The following is a 16,666-nucleotide window of genomic DNA, read 5'->3' on the forward strand; positions in this document are numbered from 1 at the left end:
TCGGACATGGAGCGGCCTTTCACGAGGAGTGGGGGAGCGGGGAGGCGCTGAGATGCGCGCACCGGGGTCGATCGGCTAGCAAGAGCGCATGGCGGTGTTCGTCGCGCTCGGCGCGTTCCTGATGACCCTGGCAGGCGGCTGGGTCGCCCAGCGCGTCACCGACCGCCGCCACCTGGTGCTCGGCTTCGCCGGCGGGCTGATGCTCGGTGTGGTCGGCCTGGACCTGCTGCCGGAGGCGATCGACGCCGCGGGCGAGGCCGTCTTCGGCGTCCCGGCAGCCCTGCTGCTGTTCGTCGGCGGCTTCCTCGTCGCCCACCTGGTGGAGCGGCTGCTCGCGGTGCGCCAGGCGGCACACGGCGCGGGCGAGGAGCGGGTGCCGCAGGTCGGGCTCACGGCGGCGGCGGCGATGGTCGGCCACAGCCTGATGGACGGCGTCGCCCTCGGCGCGGCCTTCCAGGTGGGCGCGGGCATGGGAGCCGCCGTCGCGCTCGCCGTCATCACGCACGACTTCGCCGACGGCTTCAACACGTACACGATCACCAGCCTGTACGGGAACGCCCGCCGCAAGGCCCTGGTCATGCTGTTCGCGGACGCGCTGGCGCCGATCGTGGGCGCCGCGACGACGCTCCTGTTCACCCTTCCGGCGGAACTCCTCGGCTGCTATCTCGGCTTCTTCGGCGGCGCGCTGCTCTACCTGGCCGCCGCCGAGATCCTCCCCGAGGCACACCACGAACACCCGGCCCGCTCCACGCTGCTGTGCACCGTGGCCGGGGTGGGCTTCATCTGGCTCGTGGTGGGCATCGCGGACTGAGCAACGCACCGCCCCCGGGCGCCTCACCGCTTCCGGCACCGGTTCCCGCTCCGGCTCATTCCCCGCACCGCTCGACGAACCGGCGGGCCATGCCGGGCGCCGCCGCCCAGTGGGTATGCAGATAGCTGGCGTGCACGCCCCGCTGTACGTACCCCTCGACCCGCCGCTCCGGCTGGTGCATGCCCCACGCCGGATCGGCGCCGGCGCCCGGCTCCAGCACGGTGCGGTGGAACTCGTGGCCGCGCACCCGGGTGCCGGGGGCCGCCAGCACGCTGTCGGAGACCGCCACGGCCTCCCGGTAGCCGAGCGTCAGCCGCTTCGACATCCGGGCCTCCGCGTCGAGGACCCCGCACATCGGCAGCCCGTCGAGCGAACGCGCCAGATACAGCAGCCCGGCACACTCGGCGGACACCGGGGCCCCGGACTCCGCCAGCCCGGCGACGGCCTTGCGCAGCGCCGCGTTGGCGGACAGCTCACCCGCGTACACCTCCGGGAACCCCCCGCCGACGACCAGCCCCCGGGTACCCTCGGGCAGCGCCTCGTCCCGCAGCGGGTCGAACGGCACGACCTCGGCCCCGGCCGCGGTGAGCAGCTCGGTGTGCTCGGCGTACGAGAAGGTGAACGCGGCACCGGAGGCCACCGCGACGACCGGGGCCCCGGCGGGGGCGGACAGCGGCACGGGCCCGCCGCAGCCGCCGATCGCCTCCGCCGCGTCCCACACCTCGCCCGGCAGCGGCGGCGCGGAACGGGCCAGCGCCATCAGCGCCTCCAGATCGCACCCCGCCACCACCTGCTCCCGCATCGCCGCGACCGCGCCCACCGCGTCACCCCGCCGCTCGGCGACCGGCACCAGACCCAGATGGCGCGACGGCACGGCCACCTGCTCGGCCCGGTGCAGCACCCCCAGCACCGGCAGACCGGACTCCTCCAGCGCGTCCCGCAGCAGCGCCTCGTGCCGCTGGGAGCCGACCTTGTTCAGGATCACCCCGCCGAGCCGCACCTGCGGATCCCACGAGGCGAAACCGTGCACCAGCGCGGCCACGGAACGCGACTGCGACGACGCGTCGACGACCAGCACCACGGGCGCCCGCAGCAACTTCGCCACCTGCGCGGTCGACGCCAGCTCGCCCTGGCCCGACGCACCGTCGTACAGCCCCATCACGCCCTCGACCACCGCGAGGTCGCAGCCGGCCGCCCCGTGCGCGAACAGCGGGGCGACCCGGTCGGGGCCGCACATGTACGCGTCGAGGTTGCGCCCCGGCCGGCCGGTGGCCAGCGTGTGGTAGCCGGGGTCGATGTAGTCGGGCCCGACCTTGTGCGGGGACACGGCGAGGCCCCGCCCCGCGAAGGCCGCCATCAGCCCCGTGGCGACGGTGGTCTTGCCGCTGCCCGACGAGGGCGCGGCGATCACCAGACGAGGAGTGTTCACTGCCAGTCCCTCACCATTCGATGCCCCGCTGGCCCTTCTGACCGGCGTCCATCGGGTGCTTGACCTTCGACATCTCGGTCACCAGATCGGCGGCGTCCAGCAGCTTCTGCGGCGCGTTGCGCCCGGTGATGACCACATGCTGCGCACCGGGGCGTTCGCGCAGCACCTCGATCACCTCGTCGGTGTCGATCCACCCCCAGTGCATCGGGTACGCGAACTCGTCGAGGACGTACAGCCGGTACGTCTCGGCCGCCAGGTCGCGCTTGACCTGCTCCCAGCCCTCGCGCGCCGCCTCCTCGTTGTCCATCTGGCCGTCGCGCTGCACCCACGACCAGCCCTCGCCCATCTTGTTCCAGACGACCGAGCCGCCCTCGCCGCTCGCCCCGAGGACCTTCAGCGCGTTCTCCTCGCCGACCTTCCACTTCGCCGACTTGACGAACTGGAAGACGCCGATCGGCCACCCCTGATTCCAGGCGCGCAGCGCGAGCCCGAAGGCCGCCGTCGACTTTCCCTTGCCGATGCCGGTGTGCACCATCAGCAGCGGGCGGTTGCGGCGCTGACGGGTCGTGAGCCCGTCGTCGGGCACGGTGGTCGGCTGTCCCTGCGGCATTACGCGGCCCTCCTGTTGGTTTCCTGAACGTCCTTGACGAGCCCGGCGATCGAGTCGGCCCGCAGCTCCTCCAGCGTGACGGCGCCGCCCCCGAGATCGTGGGCGAGGCTTCCCGCGAGGCCGAGCCGTACCGGCCCCGACTCGCAGTCCACGACGACCGACGCGACGCCCTGCGCCTCGTGCAGCCGCGCCGCCCGGGAGGCCAGCGCCACCGGATCGGGGCCGCCGGTCGCCCGCCCGTCGGTCACCACGACCAGCAGCGGCCGCCGCGACGGATCACGCAGCCGCTCCACCCGCAGCACCTCGTGGGCCTTGAGCAGTCCGGCCGCGAGCGGGGTGCGCCCTCCGGTCGGCAGCAGCTCCAGCCGTGCCGCCGCGGCGTCCACCGAGGACGTCGGCGGCAGCGCCACCTCGGCGTCCCTGCCCCGGAAGGTGATCAGCCCGACCTTGTCCCGGCGCTGGTACGCGTCCAGCAGCAGCGAGAGGACCGCGCCCTTGACCGCGGCCATCCGCTGCCGGGCGGCCATCGACCCGGAGGCGTCCACCACGAAGAGCACCAGATTCCCCTCGCGCCCCTCCCGCGTCGCCTGCCGAAGATCGTCCCGCCGGACCACAAGACCGCGCCCGGACCGGCCCCGCGACCGCTGGTGCGGAGCGGCGGCCTGCACGGTGGCCGCCAGATGCAGCTTGGTCAGGGCGCCCTGCGGACGCCGCGCGCCGGTCGTACGCCCGTGCTCGGTACGGGCCCGGGACCGCCGTCCCGCCGCGCCCTCGCCCAGCCCGGGGACGCTCAGCATCTTCGTGCGGAACGGCTCGGTGGCGCCCACCGGCTGCCGGTCACCGCCACCGGACGGCTGTCCCTGCCCTTGCTCCTGGCCCTGCTCGGGCACGGACGGCGCGGGCGCGTCGCCGGCCTCGCCCTCGGGCGCCGGCGGCGTGTCGGGGCCGTTGCCCTGCGGGGGACGGCCGCCGCCACCGGGGCCGTCCGGGTCCGGGTCGTCGTCCCCGCCGCTGTTCTGCTCCAGCGTGTCGTCGAGCTTGTCCTCGTCGAGCCCCGGCGCGTCGAACGGATTGCGCCGGCGCCGGTGGGGGAGCGCGAGCAGGGCAGCCTGGCGCACGTCCTCGGCGAGCACATCCGTACGGCCCGCCCAGGCGGCCAGCGCGGTGGCCGTCCGCGCCATCACGATGTCCGCGCGCATCCCGTCGACCTCGAAGGCCGCACAGGTGGCCGCGATCTGCCGCAACGCCGAGTCCCCGAGCCGCACTTCGGGCAGCAGGGCCCGCGCGGCGACGATCCTCGCCCGCAACGCGTCCTCCTCGCCGGCCCACCCGGCCGCGAAGCCCGCCGGGTCGTCGTCGTACGCGAGCCGCCGCCGCACCACCTCTACCCGCTGATCGGTCTCCCGGGACGCGGCGACCTCGACGGTCAGCCCGAACCGGTCGAGCAACTGCGGCCGCAGCTCACCCTCCTCGGGGTTCATCGTCCCGACGAGCAGGAAGCGGGCGGCATGCCGTACGGAGACGCCCTCGCGCTCCACGTACGAGGCACCCATGGCGGCCGCGTCCAGCAGCAGGTCCACGAGGTGGTCGTGGAGGAGGTTGACCTCGTCGACATAGAGAATCCCGCGATGCGCGTCGGCCAGCAGGCCCGGCTCGAAGGCCTTCACGCCCTCCGCGAGCGCCCGCTCGATGTCGAGCGCCCCGACCAGCCGGTCCTCGGACGCGCCGACCGGCAGCTCCACCATGCGGGCGTCCCGCGACACGCCGGTACCCGGCTCGTGGGGGCCGTCCGGACACGCCGGGTCGGGCGATTCGGGGGCGCAGGAGAAACGGCATCCGGAGACGACGTCCACCTCCGGCAGCAGCGCCGAGAGCGCGCGCACGGCGGTGCTCTTCGCGGTGCCCTTCTCACCCCGTACGAGGACGCCACCGATGTTCGGTGCGACGGAGTTGAGAAGCAGGGCGAGTTGCAGGTCCTGCTGCCCGACGACGGCGGTGAACGGGAAATGCGTGCTCACGGGGCGATCCCTCCTGCGAATGAATGTTCATGAAAAAGGCGGCCTCGGCCCGCGCCGTTCACCGGCGTCCCCCCGGTGCTACTGGTGCCCCCGGTGCTCCCGGGGCGATGAACGGGAGCCCCGACGGCGCGCCCGACTCGATGAGCCGCAGCAACGCGTCGGTGTCCGCGTGTTCCTCGACGAGATCGCCGAGGCGGTCGAGCTGCTCCTCGCGCAGCGCCGCGAAGCAGGTGTCCGGAGCGGGGACGAAACGCCGGCCGGCGCCCCGTGCGACCTCGGTCAGGAAGCGGCGGCGGAATTCGTCGCTCTCCAGCGAGCCGTGCCAGTGGGTGCCCCACACGGCGCCGGCCCGGCAGCCGTCCAGGAACGGTTCGCCACCGAGCACGTCCGCCACGCCGTGGTGGATCTCGTACCCCTCGACCGGCGCGCCGAGCGCCCGGCCGACCGGCCGGGCCAGGGTCTTCTCCCGGTCGAAGCGGATGTGTACGGGCAGCAGCCCCAGGCCGTCGACGTGACCGGCCCGGGACTCGACCTCGTCCTCGATGTGCTCGCCGAGGATCTGGAAGCCGCCGCAGATGCCGAGGACCGGCCGGCCCTCGGCCGCCCGCCGCACCAGGGCGTCGGCGAGGCCGCGCTCGCGCAGCCAGGCCAGCGCCTTCACGGTGCCCCGGGTGCCCGGCACCACGACCAGGTCGGCGTCGGACAGCTCCTCGGCGCGGTCCACGAACCTGACGACGACACCGGGCTCGGCGGCCAGCGCGTCCACATCGGTGAAGTTCGACATCAGCGGCACCGCGCACACCGCGACCCGCAGCACGTCCTCGCCGTGCGGCGGCGCGACGACCGACTCGCGCACCGCCCCGCGCAGCGAGACCCGCAGCCCGTCCTCCTCGTCGATGCCGAGGCCGTGGGCGAAGGGCAGCACCCCGTACGTCGGCCTGCCGGTGAGGTCCCGCAGCATCTCCAGACCCGGCTCCAGCAGCGAGACGTCGCCGCGGAACTTGTTGACGAGATACCCGGCGATCAGCGACTGGTCCTCCGCGGCGAGCAGCGCCGTCGTACCGAAGAACGAGGCGAAGACCCCACCGCGGTCGATGTCGCCGACGACCACCACCGGGAAGCGCGCCGCCCGCGCGATGCCCATGTTCACGATGTCCGTGCGCCGCAGATTGATCTCGGCCGGACTGCCCGCGCCCTCGCAGATCACCGCGTCGTACGTGGACCGGAGCTGTTCCAGGCAGTCCACGACCGTGGAGAGCAGCGCCTCCTGCCTGCCCCCGTGGTAGCCGCGCGCGCTCATCTCGCCGACCGGCTTCCCCATCAGGACGACCTGGCTGGAGCGGTCGCTGCCGGGCTTGAGCAGGACCGGGTTCATCAGTGCGCTCGGTTCGACGCGGGCGGCCTGGGCCTGCATGGCCTGGGCGCGCCCGATCTCGGCGCCCTCGCGGGTGACGAACGAGTTGAGCGACATGTTCTGCGCCTTGAAGGGCGCCACCTTCACGCCCCGGCGCACGAGCCAGCGGCAGATGCCTGCCGTGACGACGCTCTTGCCCGCGTCGGAAGTGGTACCGGCGACCAGCAGCCCGCCGCTCATGCGTTTCTCCGTCCTGCGGTGCGAGGCCCCGCCACGTTCGTCCCGGTGGTCCGGCGCCCGGCGATCCGCCGCGCGGCGAGGGCCGCGCCGAGCCGCCCCGCCACGCAGACGCCCAGCGCCAGCGCGCTCACCCGGCGCGACAGCCGCACCGCGCGCTCGATGTCCGCGGTCTCCACGGCCCGGCCCGTCTCCCCGTTGAGCACGGGGCGGTGCTCTACCCGGCCGCCGTACGCGAGGGTCCCGCCGAGCCGTACGCCGAGCGCACCCGCGAACGAGGCCTCCACGGGGCCCGCGTTGGGGCTCGGGTGCTTGGCGGCATCGGCCCGCCAGGCGCGGACCGCTCCCCGCGGGCGCCCCCCGGCGGCGACGGCGAGCAGGGCCGTGAGCCGGGCGCCCGGCCAGCCGGCGAGGTCGTCGAGGCGGGCCGAGGCCCAGCCGTAGCGCAGATGCCGGGGCGAGCGGTGCCCGACCATGGCGTCCAGGGTGTTGGCGGCCCGGAACCCGGCCAGTCCCGGAACCCCGGCCAGCGCGCCCCACACCAGCGCGCCGACCACGGCGTCCGAGGTGTTCTCCGCCACGGACTCCACCACGGCGCGGGCGATCTGCGGTCCGTCCAGGGAGTGCGGGTCGCGGCCGCACAGATGCGGCAGCCGCTCACGGGCCAGTTCGATGTCACCGGCGGCCAGGGCGCCGCCGATGGCCCGCGCCTCACGCCCCAGGGACGTGCCGCCGACGACGGACCAGGTGGCGGCGGCGGTCAGCGCCACGGAGGCGGCGGGGCTGCGGCGCACGGCGCGGGTGATCAGCGCGGCACCACCCGCGGCGCCTCCGGCGCAGACGAGGGTGTGCAGCGCGCCCCAGCCGCGGTGGTCGCGCCACAGCAGGCGCTCGACGTCCGCCGCGGCCCGTCCGAACGCGGCGACCGGGTGTCCCCTGCGGGGGTCACCGAGCAGCAGATCGCCGATCAGACCGGCCGTGGCGCCGTACGCGAAGATGCGGTCGGCTCGCACGGCTCAGCCGGCCGTCGCGCCTCGGCGGACCTTCGTACAGGCGGCTCTCGTCGAGAGCGCCGAAACAGCGGACGCACGGCAGCCAGGCATGGCGATATGTCCTCACTCAGGGTCCGCGCCCTGGTTCGACGTGACCGGCGACGAGAGTCTCCTGGCTCCCGGATCCGCGGTTCCCCCGGCCTTCCAGCCCGCTCGCGCGAGCCGTGACTTCCGGTGGTGGGGGACCGCTCCCCGGTGACAGTGGCGGGACCGCGCCGGATTCGCACCGGCTTCCTCTGCTGTCGCCGTAATTGGCTCCGGCAGTCCACCACGCTCCGCGAACGCCCGTCAACCTGCCGTTGACCTGCGACGGCGCAGTGTGCTGATACCCACATCGGGCCGGACACCTGGGGTGTCCGGCCCGACGGGGGAGCGTGCGCGGGAGTGGCTCAGGCGACGATCAGATAGATCCCGTACGCGACGGCCGCCGCGCACAGCCCGAAGCAGACGTACGCGCCGGCGCGGGCCAGCAGCAGTGAGCCGCCGGAGCCGCCCTGCGCCGCCGGTTCCGGCTGCTTGGAGAGGCCGACGATGCCCAGAGTGAAGAGGCCCACCAGCGCGACGGTGACAACGAGGGAGACGCCGAATACGGAGCCGAGGGCTGCCCAGTCGATGTTCATGCTGAATCCTTAGACGGCCTTGGACGGCCGGCCTGTCGGCCGGCTCAGACGGTGGCGGGTCGCGCCGGGTCCTGGGTGGTTCCGGCCGGGGCCGGAATGGTGGTCATGAGGTTCTGGGCCGGTGCCTGCGCCGCGGCCGCGGTGGGCGGCGGGCTGACGGCGGCGATGGCCGTGGTGACGACGCCCGCGGGCTCGGCGTCGCCGTCCGAGGGCGCGACATCGTCGTGGCCGACCGGCTTGCGGCGCGACACGAGCCAGATCGCACCGGAGCCCAGGACCAGCAGCGCCGCCACGACGACGACACCCCAGGTGCCCTGCTTGGTGAGGAGCTCCGCGCCCGCGCCGACCAGACCGGCGGCCGGCAGGGTCAGACCCCAGGCGACGAACATCCGGGTGGCGGTGGACCAGCGGACCACACCGCCCTGCCGGCCGAGGCCCGCGCCCATCACGGCGCCGGAGCAGGACTGGGTGGTGGAGAGGGAGAAGCCGAGGTGCGAGGAGGCCAGGATGACCGTGGCCGCACTGGTCTGGGCGGCGAAGCCCTGCGGCGGCTTGAGGTCGGTGAGGCCGCTGCCCATGGTGCGGATGATGCGCCAGCCGCCCAGATAGGTGCCGAGCGCGATGGCCGTGCCGGCGGCGACGATGACCCAGACCGGCGGGTTGGAGCCCGGGTGCAGGACACCGCCGGTGACCAGGGCCAGGGTGATGATGCCCATGGTCTTCTGCGCGTCGTTGGTGCCGTGGGCGAGCGAGACCAGTCCGGCCGAGGCGATCTGGCCGGCCCGGTAGCCCTTGGCGGTGGCCTTCTGCTGGGCTTCGTCACGGACCTTGCCGCCGATCCGGTACGTCAGCCGGGTGGCCAGCAGCGCGGCCAGACCGGCGACGATCGGGGCGGCGACCGCGGGGAGCAGCACCTTGGTGACGACGGTGCCGCCGTTGACGGAGGACCAGCCGGCCGACATCACGGCCGCGCCGATCAGACCGCCGAACAGGGCGTGCGACGAACTGGACGGCAGCCCGACCAGCCAGGTCAGCAGATTCCACAGAATGGCGCCGACGAGTGCCGCGAAGATGACTTCTGTCCGCAGCCCGTCCTCGTTGATGATCCCGCCGGAGATCGTCTTGGCGACCTCCACCGACAGGAACGCGCCGACGAGATTGAGAACGGCGGACATGGCCACCGCGGTCTTCGGTCTGAGTGCACCGGTCGAGATGGTGGTCGCCATCGCGTTCGCGGTGTCATGGAAACCGTTCGTGAAATCGAACACTAGAGCTGTCACGATCACAATCGCGAGTAGCAGCGTGATGTGTTCCATTTACCCAGGCAATCGTTCGACGTCATTGGCATGTGGACCGTAGGCAACCTGGATGAACGGAAGATGAACTGAGCAGGGCGTTGGGGTGTTCCAAAGCGGAGCCCAGACATTCCGCTTGTCCTCGGGGCAGGCGTGGCCCGGCTCTCCCGCGGTGCGCGGTTGTGGCGGACCCCATACCGGTCCGCCTCCGCGGCTGACAGGATCGGCGCATGAGCGATCAGCAGCGGGACGCGATCGGACGAGCCTGGGACGGTGTCGTCGCCACCGCCCGGCGGACGGCGGCCGAGGGCCTGGTCGTCGGGACGTCGGGGAACGTGTCGGCCCGGGTCGGCACGACCATCCTGGTCACACCGAGCGGAGTGCCGTACGACCGGCTGGGCCCGAAGGACGTCGTCGGCGTCGATCCGGAGGGCAACCGCGTACTCGGCGAGCTCGCCCCCACCAGCGAACTCCCGCTCCACCTCGCCGTCTACCGGAACACCGACGCGGCCGCCGTCGTGCACACCCACGCGGTGCACGCCACCGCCGTCTCCACACTGGTCCCCGAGATCCCGTCGGTCCACTACGCCGCCGCCATGCTGGGCGGCCCCGTCCGCGTCGCCGCCTACGCGCGCTACGGCACCGAGGAACTGGCCGCGAACATGCTCGCCGCCCTGCGCGACCGCACGGGCTGCCTGCTCCAGAACCACGGAACCGTCACCTACGGAGCCACCCTGGACCAGGCGTACGACCGCACGGCCCAGCTGGAATGGCTCTGCCGGCTCTGGCTCGCCGCGAGCTCCGTCCCCGGACGCAGCCCGAGCCTCCTCTCCCCGGAGCAGCTCGACGATGTGCGGGAGGCCCTCAAGGGGTACGGACAGCCCGGCTGACCCGGCTCGACCCGGCCGGTCCACCGGACCGCCCGGGGCCGTCCGCCCCCGATCCGCCGGACGGCCCCCGCCCGCTGGCAGGGTTCCGCACCCGCCACGACACTGAAGCGGTGCGCCCGGCAACAGTTACGGCAGCAGCCGTCACCACGATCCTCGGCGTCGGTGCGGCAGCGGTCGCGGCCGGCCGGTACGCCAGCGACGCCGCCCTCAGGGCGCCGTCCGGGCGGCCACTCCCCGCCGACCGCAGACTCACCGTGCACGCCACGGCCGCCGGGCAGGTCACCCTGACCCGCTCCTTCACCGCCCTGCGGCCCGGCACGTACGGACTGACGGGCAAGGACGTCCACGCCGTGGTCGGCCCGGTGATCGAGGACGCCCACCACGCCCCCGACACCGTCGTCCGCCGGCTCGAACGCGTCGACCGCGGCAGCCTGGAGACCGGCTCCAAGGTCCGCGTCACCCCGCAGCTGCACAGCGGCGACCCGTCCTCGGCCCTGGGCCTGTCCCACCGGGACGTCGAGATCCCCGGCGAACTGGGCACCCTGCCCGCCTGGTTCCTGCCCGGCCCGCGCGACACCTGGGTCATCACGGTGCACGGCCTCGGCACCACCAGAGAACACCCCATGAACATCATGAGGTTCCTGCACGCCCTGCGGCTGCCCGTGCTCGACCTGGCCTACCGAGGCGACGCCGGAGCCCCGCGTTCCCCCGACGGCCTCGCTCATCTCGGCGAATCCGAATGGCGCGACCTGGACGCCGCGATCCGCTTCGCCGTGCGGTACGGAGCCGAGAAGGTCGTCCTGCACGGCTGGTCCACCGGCGCCTCCATGGCGCTGCTCGCGACCGTCAACTCCGCGCTGCGCGACCGGATCTGCGGCCTCGTCCTCGACTCCCCGGTGCTGGACTGGGTCACCACGCTGCGCGCCCTGGCCGTGGCCCGCGGCGTCCCGTCCGCCCTGCTGCCGCTCGCCGTCCGTGCCGCCGAGGGACAGACCGGACTGCACGGCGCCCGGCTGCTGGACGGCTCCCTCGCCCCGGCGCTGCACGTGCCGACCCTGATCTTCCACGGGCCCGACGACCGGCTCGCCCCCTGGCAGCCCTCCCGCGACCTCGCCGCCCGCCGCCCGGACCTGATCGCCCTGCACGCCGTGGAGCAGGCTCCGCATGCGGCGATGTGGAATGCCGACCCGGCGCACTACGAAGAGACCCTGCGCCGCTTCCTCACGCCCCTGATGTGACCTGATGCGAGGGATCGGCCGGTTGGTCCCGGGCCCGTCCCACCGGTCCCCACCGGGAATTCGGGTTCCGTTTGGGCTTTCGGGCCGTCAGGAGCAAGACTGCTCCCCGTGACGTCCCGTAACCCGCGCGACTCCAGGCTGCGACTTGTCCGCCCGCGACCCCTTGCCACCGCTCGCAAGGCCGTGACCACCCGGCGCACCAGGCCGGCACCCCGCCCACCGGAGGGCACCCCGCCCCGGTCGGAACTGGCCCGGCAGGCCAGGACGGCCCTCGCCGACGCCGTACGGATCGCCCGCTGGGCGGCCGACGGCGCGATCCCCGGCGCACCACCGCTCGCCGCCCAGGCGCTCCAACGGGCCGCGACAGCCCTGGAATTGTCCCCGGCCCAGGTGCGCTCCGGCTGGGACCGGGCCCGGCTCGCCGGCCTCGTCGAACTGCACGGCGAGCAGGCACGCCCCGGCTGGCGGCTGCGCGCCTGGGACCGCGACGACTCCGCCGTGCTCCGCGGCTGGGTGGCGCTCTTCGACGCCTGGTCGCTGGTCCATCCGGCGCCCGCCGACATCGAGTCCACCGCGGTCGCCGAGGCCGTCGAGGCCGTGCCGCAGGTCCTCTCCCTGCTCCAGCTCTCGGCCGGCCCGGTCACCGTGCCCGCCCTGCTGGACCTGCTCGGCCAGCGCGTCGCGGAACTGCGCGAGGAGCGCTGCGAGGTGCCCTACGGCCCCCAGCCGCTGCCCGCACCGGCCGAGACCGCGCCCCCCGCACACCCCGCCGCCCTGGTGGCGCTCCTGCTGGACTGGGCCCTGGAGGGCCTGGCCGCCGTCGGGGCACTCACCCTCGGCGCCGGCCACGCCACCCTCACCCCGCTCGGCAACTGGGCGGTCTGGGTCAAGCTGGAACAGATCTGCGTCGCGGCCCAGAGTCCGGCCGGGAACATCGAGCAGTCCGCCGCCGACATGCTGCTCGGCTGCGCCCGGCTCACCCCCGGCCCGGCCCGCGACGAATACCGCGCCTGGCTGGCCGCCCGCCCCGTCGGCAGCGCCGTCGCGGAGCTCCTCGCCGTCGCCCGCGGCGAGGACGCGCTGCTGCGGGGGCTCGCCTTCGAGGCGCTCCGGGTCGTCGGCGCCCCGGCCGAGCCCGAGGTCCGCGCCGTCGTCGCCGACCCCTCGCTGCGCCCCTACGCGCTGCTCTGGCTGGCCGAGTACGACGGAACCGACCCCGAGGACGCCCAGGACGTCCTCAGCCGGGAGGAGGCCACCTGGCTCTGGGTCGACACGGCGGCGGCCGTCGCCGACCACGGCGAGACCGGGCTGCTGGTCCGCCACCTCGACTCGGCCGTCCAGGGCACGGTGCCGGCCCTGCTGGACGAGGTACGCGCCGTCGGCCACCCGCGCACCGTGCAGGTGCTGGTGGCCCTGGCCGCCGCGCATCCGGACCCGGCGCTGGCCAAGGCGGTGCGCCGGGCCGCGTTCCAGGTCCACACCGGCGGCGCCTGACACCCCCGCGCCGGACGGGTCCGCCCCGGGCCCGCCCGGCGGATCGGGGCCTGCGCGCGCTCAGGCCGTGTCGGCCCGGTCCGCCGCCCCCGGCGCGTACGTACCGAAGCTCCACACATTGCCCTCGGCGTCCCGCGCCATGTAGTCGCGCGAGCCGTAGTCCTGATCGGTGGGCGGCATCAGGATCTCCACCCCGTACTCCACCGCCCGGGCATGGTGCTCGTCGACCTCGTCGACCACGACGTAGACACCGGCGGGGCCCGCGCCCCGCATCGCCTCGGCGAAGACGCCCCCGCGGCCCTTGGAGCCCAGCATCACCCTGCCGTTGCCGCAGGACAGCTCGGCGTGGAGCACCTGTCCGCCCTCGCCCTCGTACACCGCTTCCTCGGTGAAGCCGAGGCCCTCCGTCAGCGTCCTGATCGCGGTCTTCGCGTCGTCGTACAGAATCGTCGGATAGATCGTCGGAACGCCGGCCGGTGCGCCTGCCATGACGCTCACCCCTTTTCGTGCTCCCGTGACCCGGTTCTGTGATCCGCGTCTCAGTCTTCCATCCGCCACCGACAACGGCCCGGCACGGCCGCGGACCTCAGCGGAAGGTGTTGCAGTCGGCCATGTCGCCGCTGCGGAAGCCGGTGGTGAACCACTGCTGGCGCTGCGCGGCCGAGCCGTGCGTCCAGGACTCCGGAGTGACCCGGCCCTGGAACTTCTCCTGGATCCGGTCGTCGCCGACCGCGGCCGCCGCGTCGAGCCCGTCCCGGATGTCCGCCTGCGTCAGCGAGGTGATCAGCGGCCGTCCGGTCGACTCGTCCGGCGTGGTCGTCGCGTGGTGCGCCCAGACCCCGGCGTAGCAGTCCGCCTGGAGCTCCACCCGGACCGCGTTGCTGTCCGAGCCGGTCCGGCCGTCCTGGGACCGGTTCAGCGTCCCCATCAGGTCCTGCACATGGTGGCCGTACTCATGGGCGACGACATAGGCCTGGGCGAACGGGCCGCCGCTGGAGCCGAACTTCGTCCGCAGCTCGTCGAAGAACCCCAGGTCCAGGTAGACCTGCCGGTCGCCCGGGCAGTAGAACGGCCCGACCGCCGAGGTCGCGGAGCCGCACGCGGTGCCGATCCGGTCGCTGAACAGGACCGTGCGCGACGGTGTGTACGTGCCCTGGCGGCGCTGGAACTCCTGCCGCCAGAAGTCCTGCACGCTGTTGACCACGGCCACGGTCCGGCAGTCGTCCCTGGTGTTCGCGTCCTTCCCGGTGCGGCAGGACTGCTCCACCTGCGCCGCCGTCGACGCGGTCGGCGACGTGGCCGGGCCGCCGTCCGACAGACCGAGCTGCTCCGGGCCGACGCCGAAGAGCAGCCCCAGGATCAGTGCGACGAGACCGGCGATGCCGCCGCCCACGGTGGCCCTGCCGCCCGGGATCCGGCTGCCGCGCACATCCTGGACCTCGGACGTGTCCAGGTCGGCGTCGTCGTCGAACTGCATGGCGCACCACCCTCCGCTCCGGCCGCGGTGCTCCCACCGCCTCCACACCTCCGCCGAGTATCGGATAGTTCACACCGCTATGCCCTGTTTCGTTGCGCGGTGGAGTGGGGCGGCGACGCCGGGTGGCCGTGCGGCAAGTGCCGTGGACGCATGCGGAAAAGCAGTTGCACACCGCCAGTAGAATGGCCCGTATGGCAATTCTCCTTGTGCATTAGCGGCGTCGAGACACCTCCGCCCTCGTCCCGTCCGCCGTCCAACCGCCCTGGAGTTTTACCGTGATCACCGTTTCCGGCATCGAGCTGCGCGCCGGCGCCCGCATTCTCATCGAGTCCGCCTCCTTCCGTATCGCCAAGGGCGACCGCATCGGCCTCGTCGGCCGCAACGGAGCGGGCAAGACCACCCTCACCAAGTGCCTCGCGGGCGAGGGCAACCCCGTCGGCGGCACCATCACCCGCTCCGGCGAGGTGGGCTACCTCCCGCAGGACCCCCGCACCGGCGACCTCGACGTGCTGGCCCGCGACCGGATCCTCTCCGCCCGCGGCCTCGACGAGATCCTGCGCAAGATGCGGGAGAACGAGGAGCGGATGGCGACCGGCAAGGGCGCCACCCGCGAGAAGGCGATGAAGAAGTACGAGCGTCTGGAGACGGAGTTCCTCACCAAGGGCGGGTACGCCGCCGAGGCCGAGGCCGCCACCATCGCCGCCGCGCTCAGCCTGCCCGACCGGGTGCTCGGACAGCCGCTCCATACACTCTCCGGCGGTCAGCGCCGCCGCGTCGAGCTGGCCCGCATCCTCTTCTCGGACGCCGACATCCTGCTGCTCGACGAGCCGACCAACCACCTCGACGCCGACTCGATCGTCTGGCTGCGCGACTACCTCAAGACCTACCGCGGCGGCTTCATCGTGATCTCCCACGATGCCGAGCTCGTCGAGACGGTCGTCAACAAGGTCTTCTACCTCGACGCCAACCGCTCGCAGATCGACATCTACAACATGGGCTGGAAGCTCTACCAGCAGCAGCGCGAGGCCGACGAGAAGCGCCGCAAGCGCGAGCGGCAGAACGCCGAGAAGAAGGCCGCGGCCCTCAACTCGCAGGCCGACAAGATGCGCGCGAAGGCCACCAAGACCGTCGCCGCGCAGAACATGGCCAAGCGTGCCGAGCGGCTGCTCTCCGGCCTGGAGGCCGTCCGGGTCTCCGACAAGGTGGCCAAGCTCCGCTTCCCCGAGCCCGCACCGTGCGGCAAGACCCCGCTGATGGCGGAGGGCCTGTCCAAGTCGTACGGCTCGCTGGAAATCTTCACCGATGTGGACCTCGCCATCGACAAGGGCTCCCGGGTCGTCATCCTCGGCCTCAACGGCGCGGGCAAGACCACCCTGCTCCGGCTCCTCGGCGGCGCCGAGCAGCCCGACACCGGCAAGGTGATCGAGGGCCACGGTCTCAAGCTCGGCTACTACGCCCAGGAGCACGAGACCCTCGACCCGGACCGCTCCGTCCTGGAGAACATGCGCTCCGCGGCGCCCGACCTCGACCTGGTCGAGGTCCGCAAGACGCTGGGCTCCTTCCTCTTCTCCGGCGACGACGTCGACAAGCCCGCCGGTGTCCTCTCCGGCGGCGAGAAGACCCGTCTCGCCCTGGCGACCCTGGTGGTGTCCTCCGCCAATGTGCTGCTGCTTGACGAGCCGACCAACAACCTCGACCTGGCCAGCCGCGCGGAGATCCTCGGCGCCCTGAGCACGTACAAGGGCGCCGTCGTCCTCGTCACCCACGACGAGGGAGCGGTCGAGGCACTCCAGCCGGAGCGCATCATCCTGCTGCCCGACGGTGTCGAGGACCTGTGGGGCGCGGACTACCGGGACCTGGTCGCCCTGGCCTGATCCCGCCCCGACGCCCGTCTGATCCACTCCGTCTGGATCATTCGGCCTACGCGTGATCCATCATCTGCGTGAGTACGTCTCGTACCTCGGCGCGGCGCCCGGCAGATACCTGCCGGGCGCACCCGTACGGGGGTCCTGTTCCCCGTGTGGCCCTGACCTGCCGATTCGTCCCGGGCCCCGTTCCGTCCGCCGCCACAGCCCCACGGAATGCGGGATTCCGGTCGTGTCGGCCCGTTCCCCGGCGGGGGACCGGGTTGCACGGACCTT

General features: G+C 73.3%; 14 protein-coding genes and 1 riboswitch. Of the genes, 5 read left to right on the forward strand and 9 right to left on the reverse strand.

What is annotated here, in order from left to right:
- Positions 1-88: 88 nt before the first annotated feature.
- Positions 89-811 (forward strand): ZIP family metal transporter, encoded by a 723-nt coding sequence (locus EES42_RS13535; RefSeq protein ID WP_124718372.1) that lies wholly within the window; start codon positions 89-91, stop codon positions 809-811.
- 55 nt (positions 812-866) lie between these two features.
- Here the strand turns inward: EES42_RS13535 and EES42_RS13540 are convergent, their stop codons facing one another.
- The 7 genes from EES42_RS13540 to EES42_RS13570 all read right to left on the reverse strand — a co-directional run bounded on the left by EES42_RS13540 (position 867) and on the right by EES42_RS13570 (position 9,447).
- Positions 867-2,240 (reverse strand): cobyrinate a,c-diamide synthase, encoded by a 1,374-nt coding sequence (locus EES42_RS13540; RefSeq protein WP_124718373.1) that lies wholly within the window; start codon positions 2,238-2,240, stop codon positions 867-869.
- A 10-nt stretch (positions 2,241-2,250) separates the two neighbouring features.
- Positions 2,251-2,850: a cob(I)yrinic acid a,c-diamide adenosyltransferase gene (gene cobO, locus EES42_RS13545; protein ID WP_124718374.1), complete on the reverse strand. Its 600-nt coding sequence runs from the start codon at positions 2,848-2,850 to the stop codon at positions 2,251-2,253.
- Entirely contained in the window at positions 2,850-4,868 is a 2,019-nt protein-coding gene (locus EES42_RS13550) for a putative cobaltochelatase (protein ID WP_124718375.1), read from the reverse strand. The genes cobO and EES42_RS13550 overlap by 1 nt, the downstream gene beginning before the upstream one ends.
- Positions 4,869-4,926: 58 nt before the next feature.
- Positions 4,927-6,462: a cobyric acid synthase gene (locus EES42_RS13555; protein WP_124718376.1), complete on the reverse strand. Its 1,536-nt coding sequence runs from the start codon at positions 6,460-6,462 to the stop codon at positions 4,927-4,929.
- The gene (locus EES42_RS13560) at positions 6,459-7,472 is read right to left on the reverse strand and encodes a cobalamin biosynthesis protein (protein ID WP_124718377.1); all 1,014 of its coding nucleotides are present in this window, start codon (positions 7,470-7,472) and stop codon (positions 6,459-6,461) included. The genes EES42_RS13555 and EES42_RS13560 overlap by 4 nt, the downstream gene beginning before the upstream one ends.
- A 144-nt stretch (positions 7,473-7,616) precedes the next feature.
- A riboswitch (cobalamin riboswitch) is annotated at positions 7,617-7,749 on the reverse strand.
- Positions 7,750-7,900: 151 nt separating this feature from the next.
- The gene (locus tag EES42_RS13565; protein WP_124718378.1) at positions 7,901-8,131 is read right to left on the reverse strand and encodes a hypothetical protein; all 231 of its coding nucleotides are present in this window, start codon (positions 8,129-8,131) and stop codon (positions 7,901-7,903) included.
- Between the two features lie 44 nt (positions 8,132-8,175).
- Positions 8,176-9,447: an inorganic phosphate transporter gene (locus EES42_RS13570; protein WP_124718379.1), complete on the reverse strand. Its 1,272-nt coding sequence runs from the start codon at positions 9,445-9,447 to the stop codon at positions 8,176-8,178.
- A 209-nt stretch (positions 9,448-9,656) separates the two neighbouring features.
- Between EES42_RS13570 and EES42_RS13575 the strand changes: the two genes are divergently transcribed.
- The 3 genes from EES42_RS13575 (at position 9,657) to EES42_RS13585 (ending at position 13,048) form a co-directional block, all read left to right on the forward strand.
- A complete protein-coding gene (locus tag EES42_RS13575) occupies positions 9,657-10,316 on the forward strand; it encodes a class II aldolase/adducin family protein (RefSeq protein WP_124718380.1) in 660 nt (219 codons plus the stop codon).
- A 110-nt stretch (positions 10,317-10,426) separates the two neighbouring features.
- The gene (locus EES42_RS13580; RefSeq protein WP_124718381.1) at positions 10,427-11,554 is read left to right on the forward strand and encodes an alpha/beta hydrolase; all 1,128 of its coding nucleotides are present in this window, start codon (positions 10,427-10,429) and stop codon (positions 11,552-11,554) included.
- A gap of 183 nt (positions 11,555-11,737) precedes the next feature.
- Complete coding sequence (locus EES42_RS13585) at positions 11,738-13,048, forward strand: hypothetical protein (RefSeq protein ID WP_124718543.1); 1,311 nt, start codon at positions 11,738-11,740, stop codon at positions 13,046-13,048.
- A 60-nt stretch (positions 13,049-13,108) separates the two neighbouring features.
- On the opposite strand, the gene EES42_RS13590 is transcribed toward EES42_RS13585, so the two are convergent.
- Together EES42_RS13590 and EES42_RS13595 are read right to left on the reverse strand one after the other, a co-directional pair.
- Complete coding sequence (locus EES42_RS13590) at positions 13,109-13,537, reverse strand: VOC family protein (RefSeq protein WP_124718382.1); 429 nt, start codon at positions 13,535-13,537, stop codon at positions 13,109-13,111.
- A 97-nt stretch (positions 13,538-13,634) separates the two neighbouring features.
- Positions 13,635-14,525: a KPN_02809 family neutral zinc metallopeptidase gene (locus EES42_RS13595; RefSeq protein WP_124718383.1), complete on the reverse strand. Its 891-nt coding sequence runs from the start codon at positions 14,523-14,525 to the stop codon at positions 13,635-13,637.
- 275 nt (positions 14,526-14,800) lie between these two features.
- On the opposite strand from EES42_RS13595, the gene EES42_RS13600 reads away from it, so the two are divergent.
- Positions 14,801-16,399 (forward strand): ABC-F family ATP-binding cassette domain-containing protein, encoded by a 1,599-nt coding sequence (locus EES42_RS13600; RefSeq protein ID WP_124718384.1) that lies wholly within the window; start codon positions 14,801-14,803, stop codon positions 16,397-16,399.
- The last annotated feature ends 267 nt before the right edge of the window (positions 16,400-16,666 follow it).

Source organism: Streptomyces sp. ADI95-17, from assembly GCF_003846175.1.
Classification (GTDB): domain Bacteria; phylum Actinomycetota; class Actinomycetes; order Streptomycetales; family Streptomycetaceae; genus Streptomyces; species Streptomyces sanglieri.

Coding starts and splice junctions, on each gene's coding strand:
- EES42_RS13535 (WP_124718372.1), top strand. CDS start 89: ATGGCGGTGTTCGTCGCGCTCGGCGCGTTCCTGATGACCCTGGCAGGC.
- EES42_RS13565 (WP_124718378.1), bottom strand. CDS start 8,131: ATGAACATCGACTGGGCAGCCCTCGGCTCCGTATTCGGCGTCTCCCTC.
- EES42_RS13590 (WP_124718382.1), bottom strand. CDS start 13,537: ATGGCAGGCGCACCGGCCGGCGTTCCGACGATCTATCCGACGATTCTG.
- cobO (WP_124718374.1), bottom strand. CDS start 2,850: ATGCCGCAGGGACAGCCGACCACCGTGCCCGACGACGGGCTCACGACC.
- EES42_RS13595 (WP_124718383.1), bottom strand. CDS start 14,525: ATGCAGTTCGACGACGACGCCGACCTGGACACGTCCGAGGTCCAGGAT.
- EES42_RS13575 (WP_124718380.1), top strand. CDS start 9,657: ATGAGCGATCAGCAGCGGGACGCGATCGGACGAGCCTGGGACGGTGTC.
- EES42_RS13555 (WP_124718376.1), bottom strand. CDS start 6,462: ATGAGCGGCGGGCTGCTGGTCGCCGGTACCACTTCCGACGCGGGCAAG.
- EES42_RS13570 (WP_124718379.1), bottom strand. CDS start 9,447: ATGGAACACATCACGCTGCTACTCGCGATTGTGATCGTGACAGCTCTA.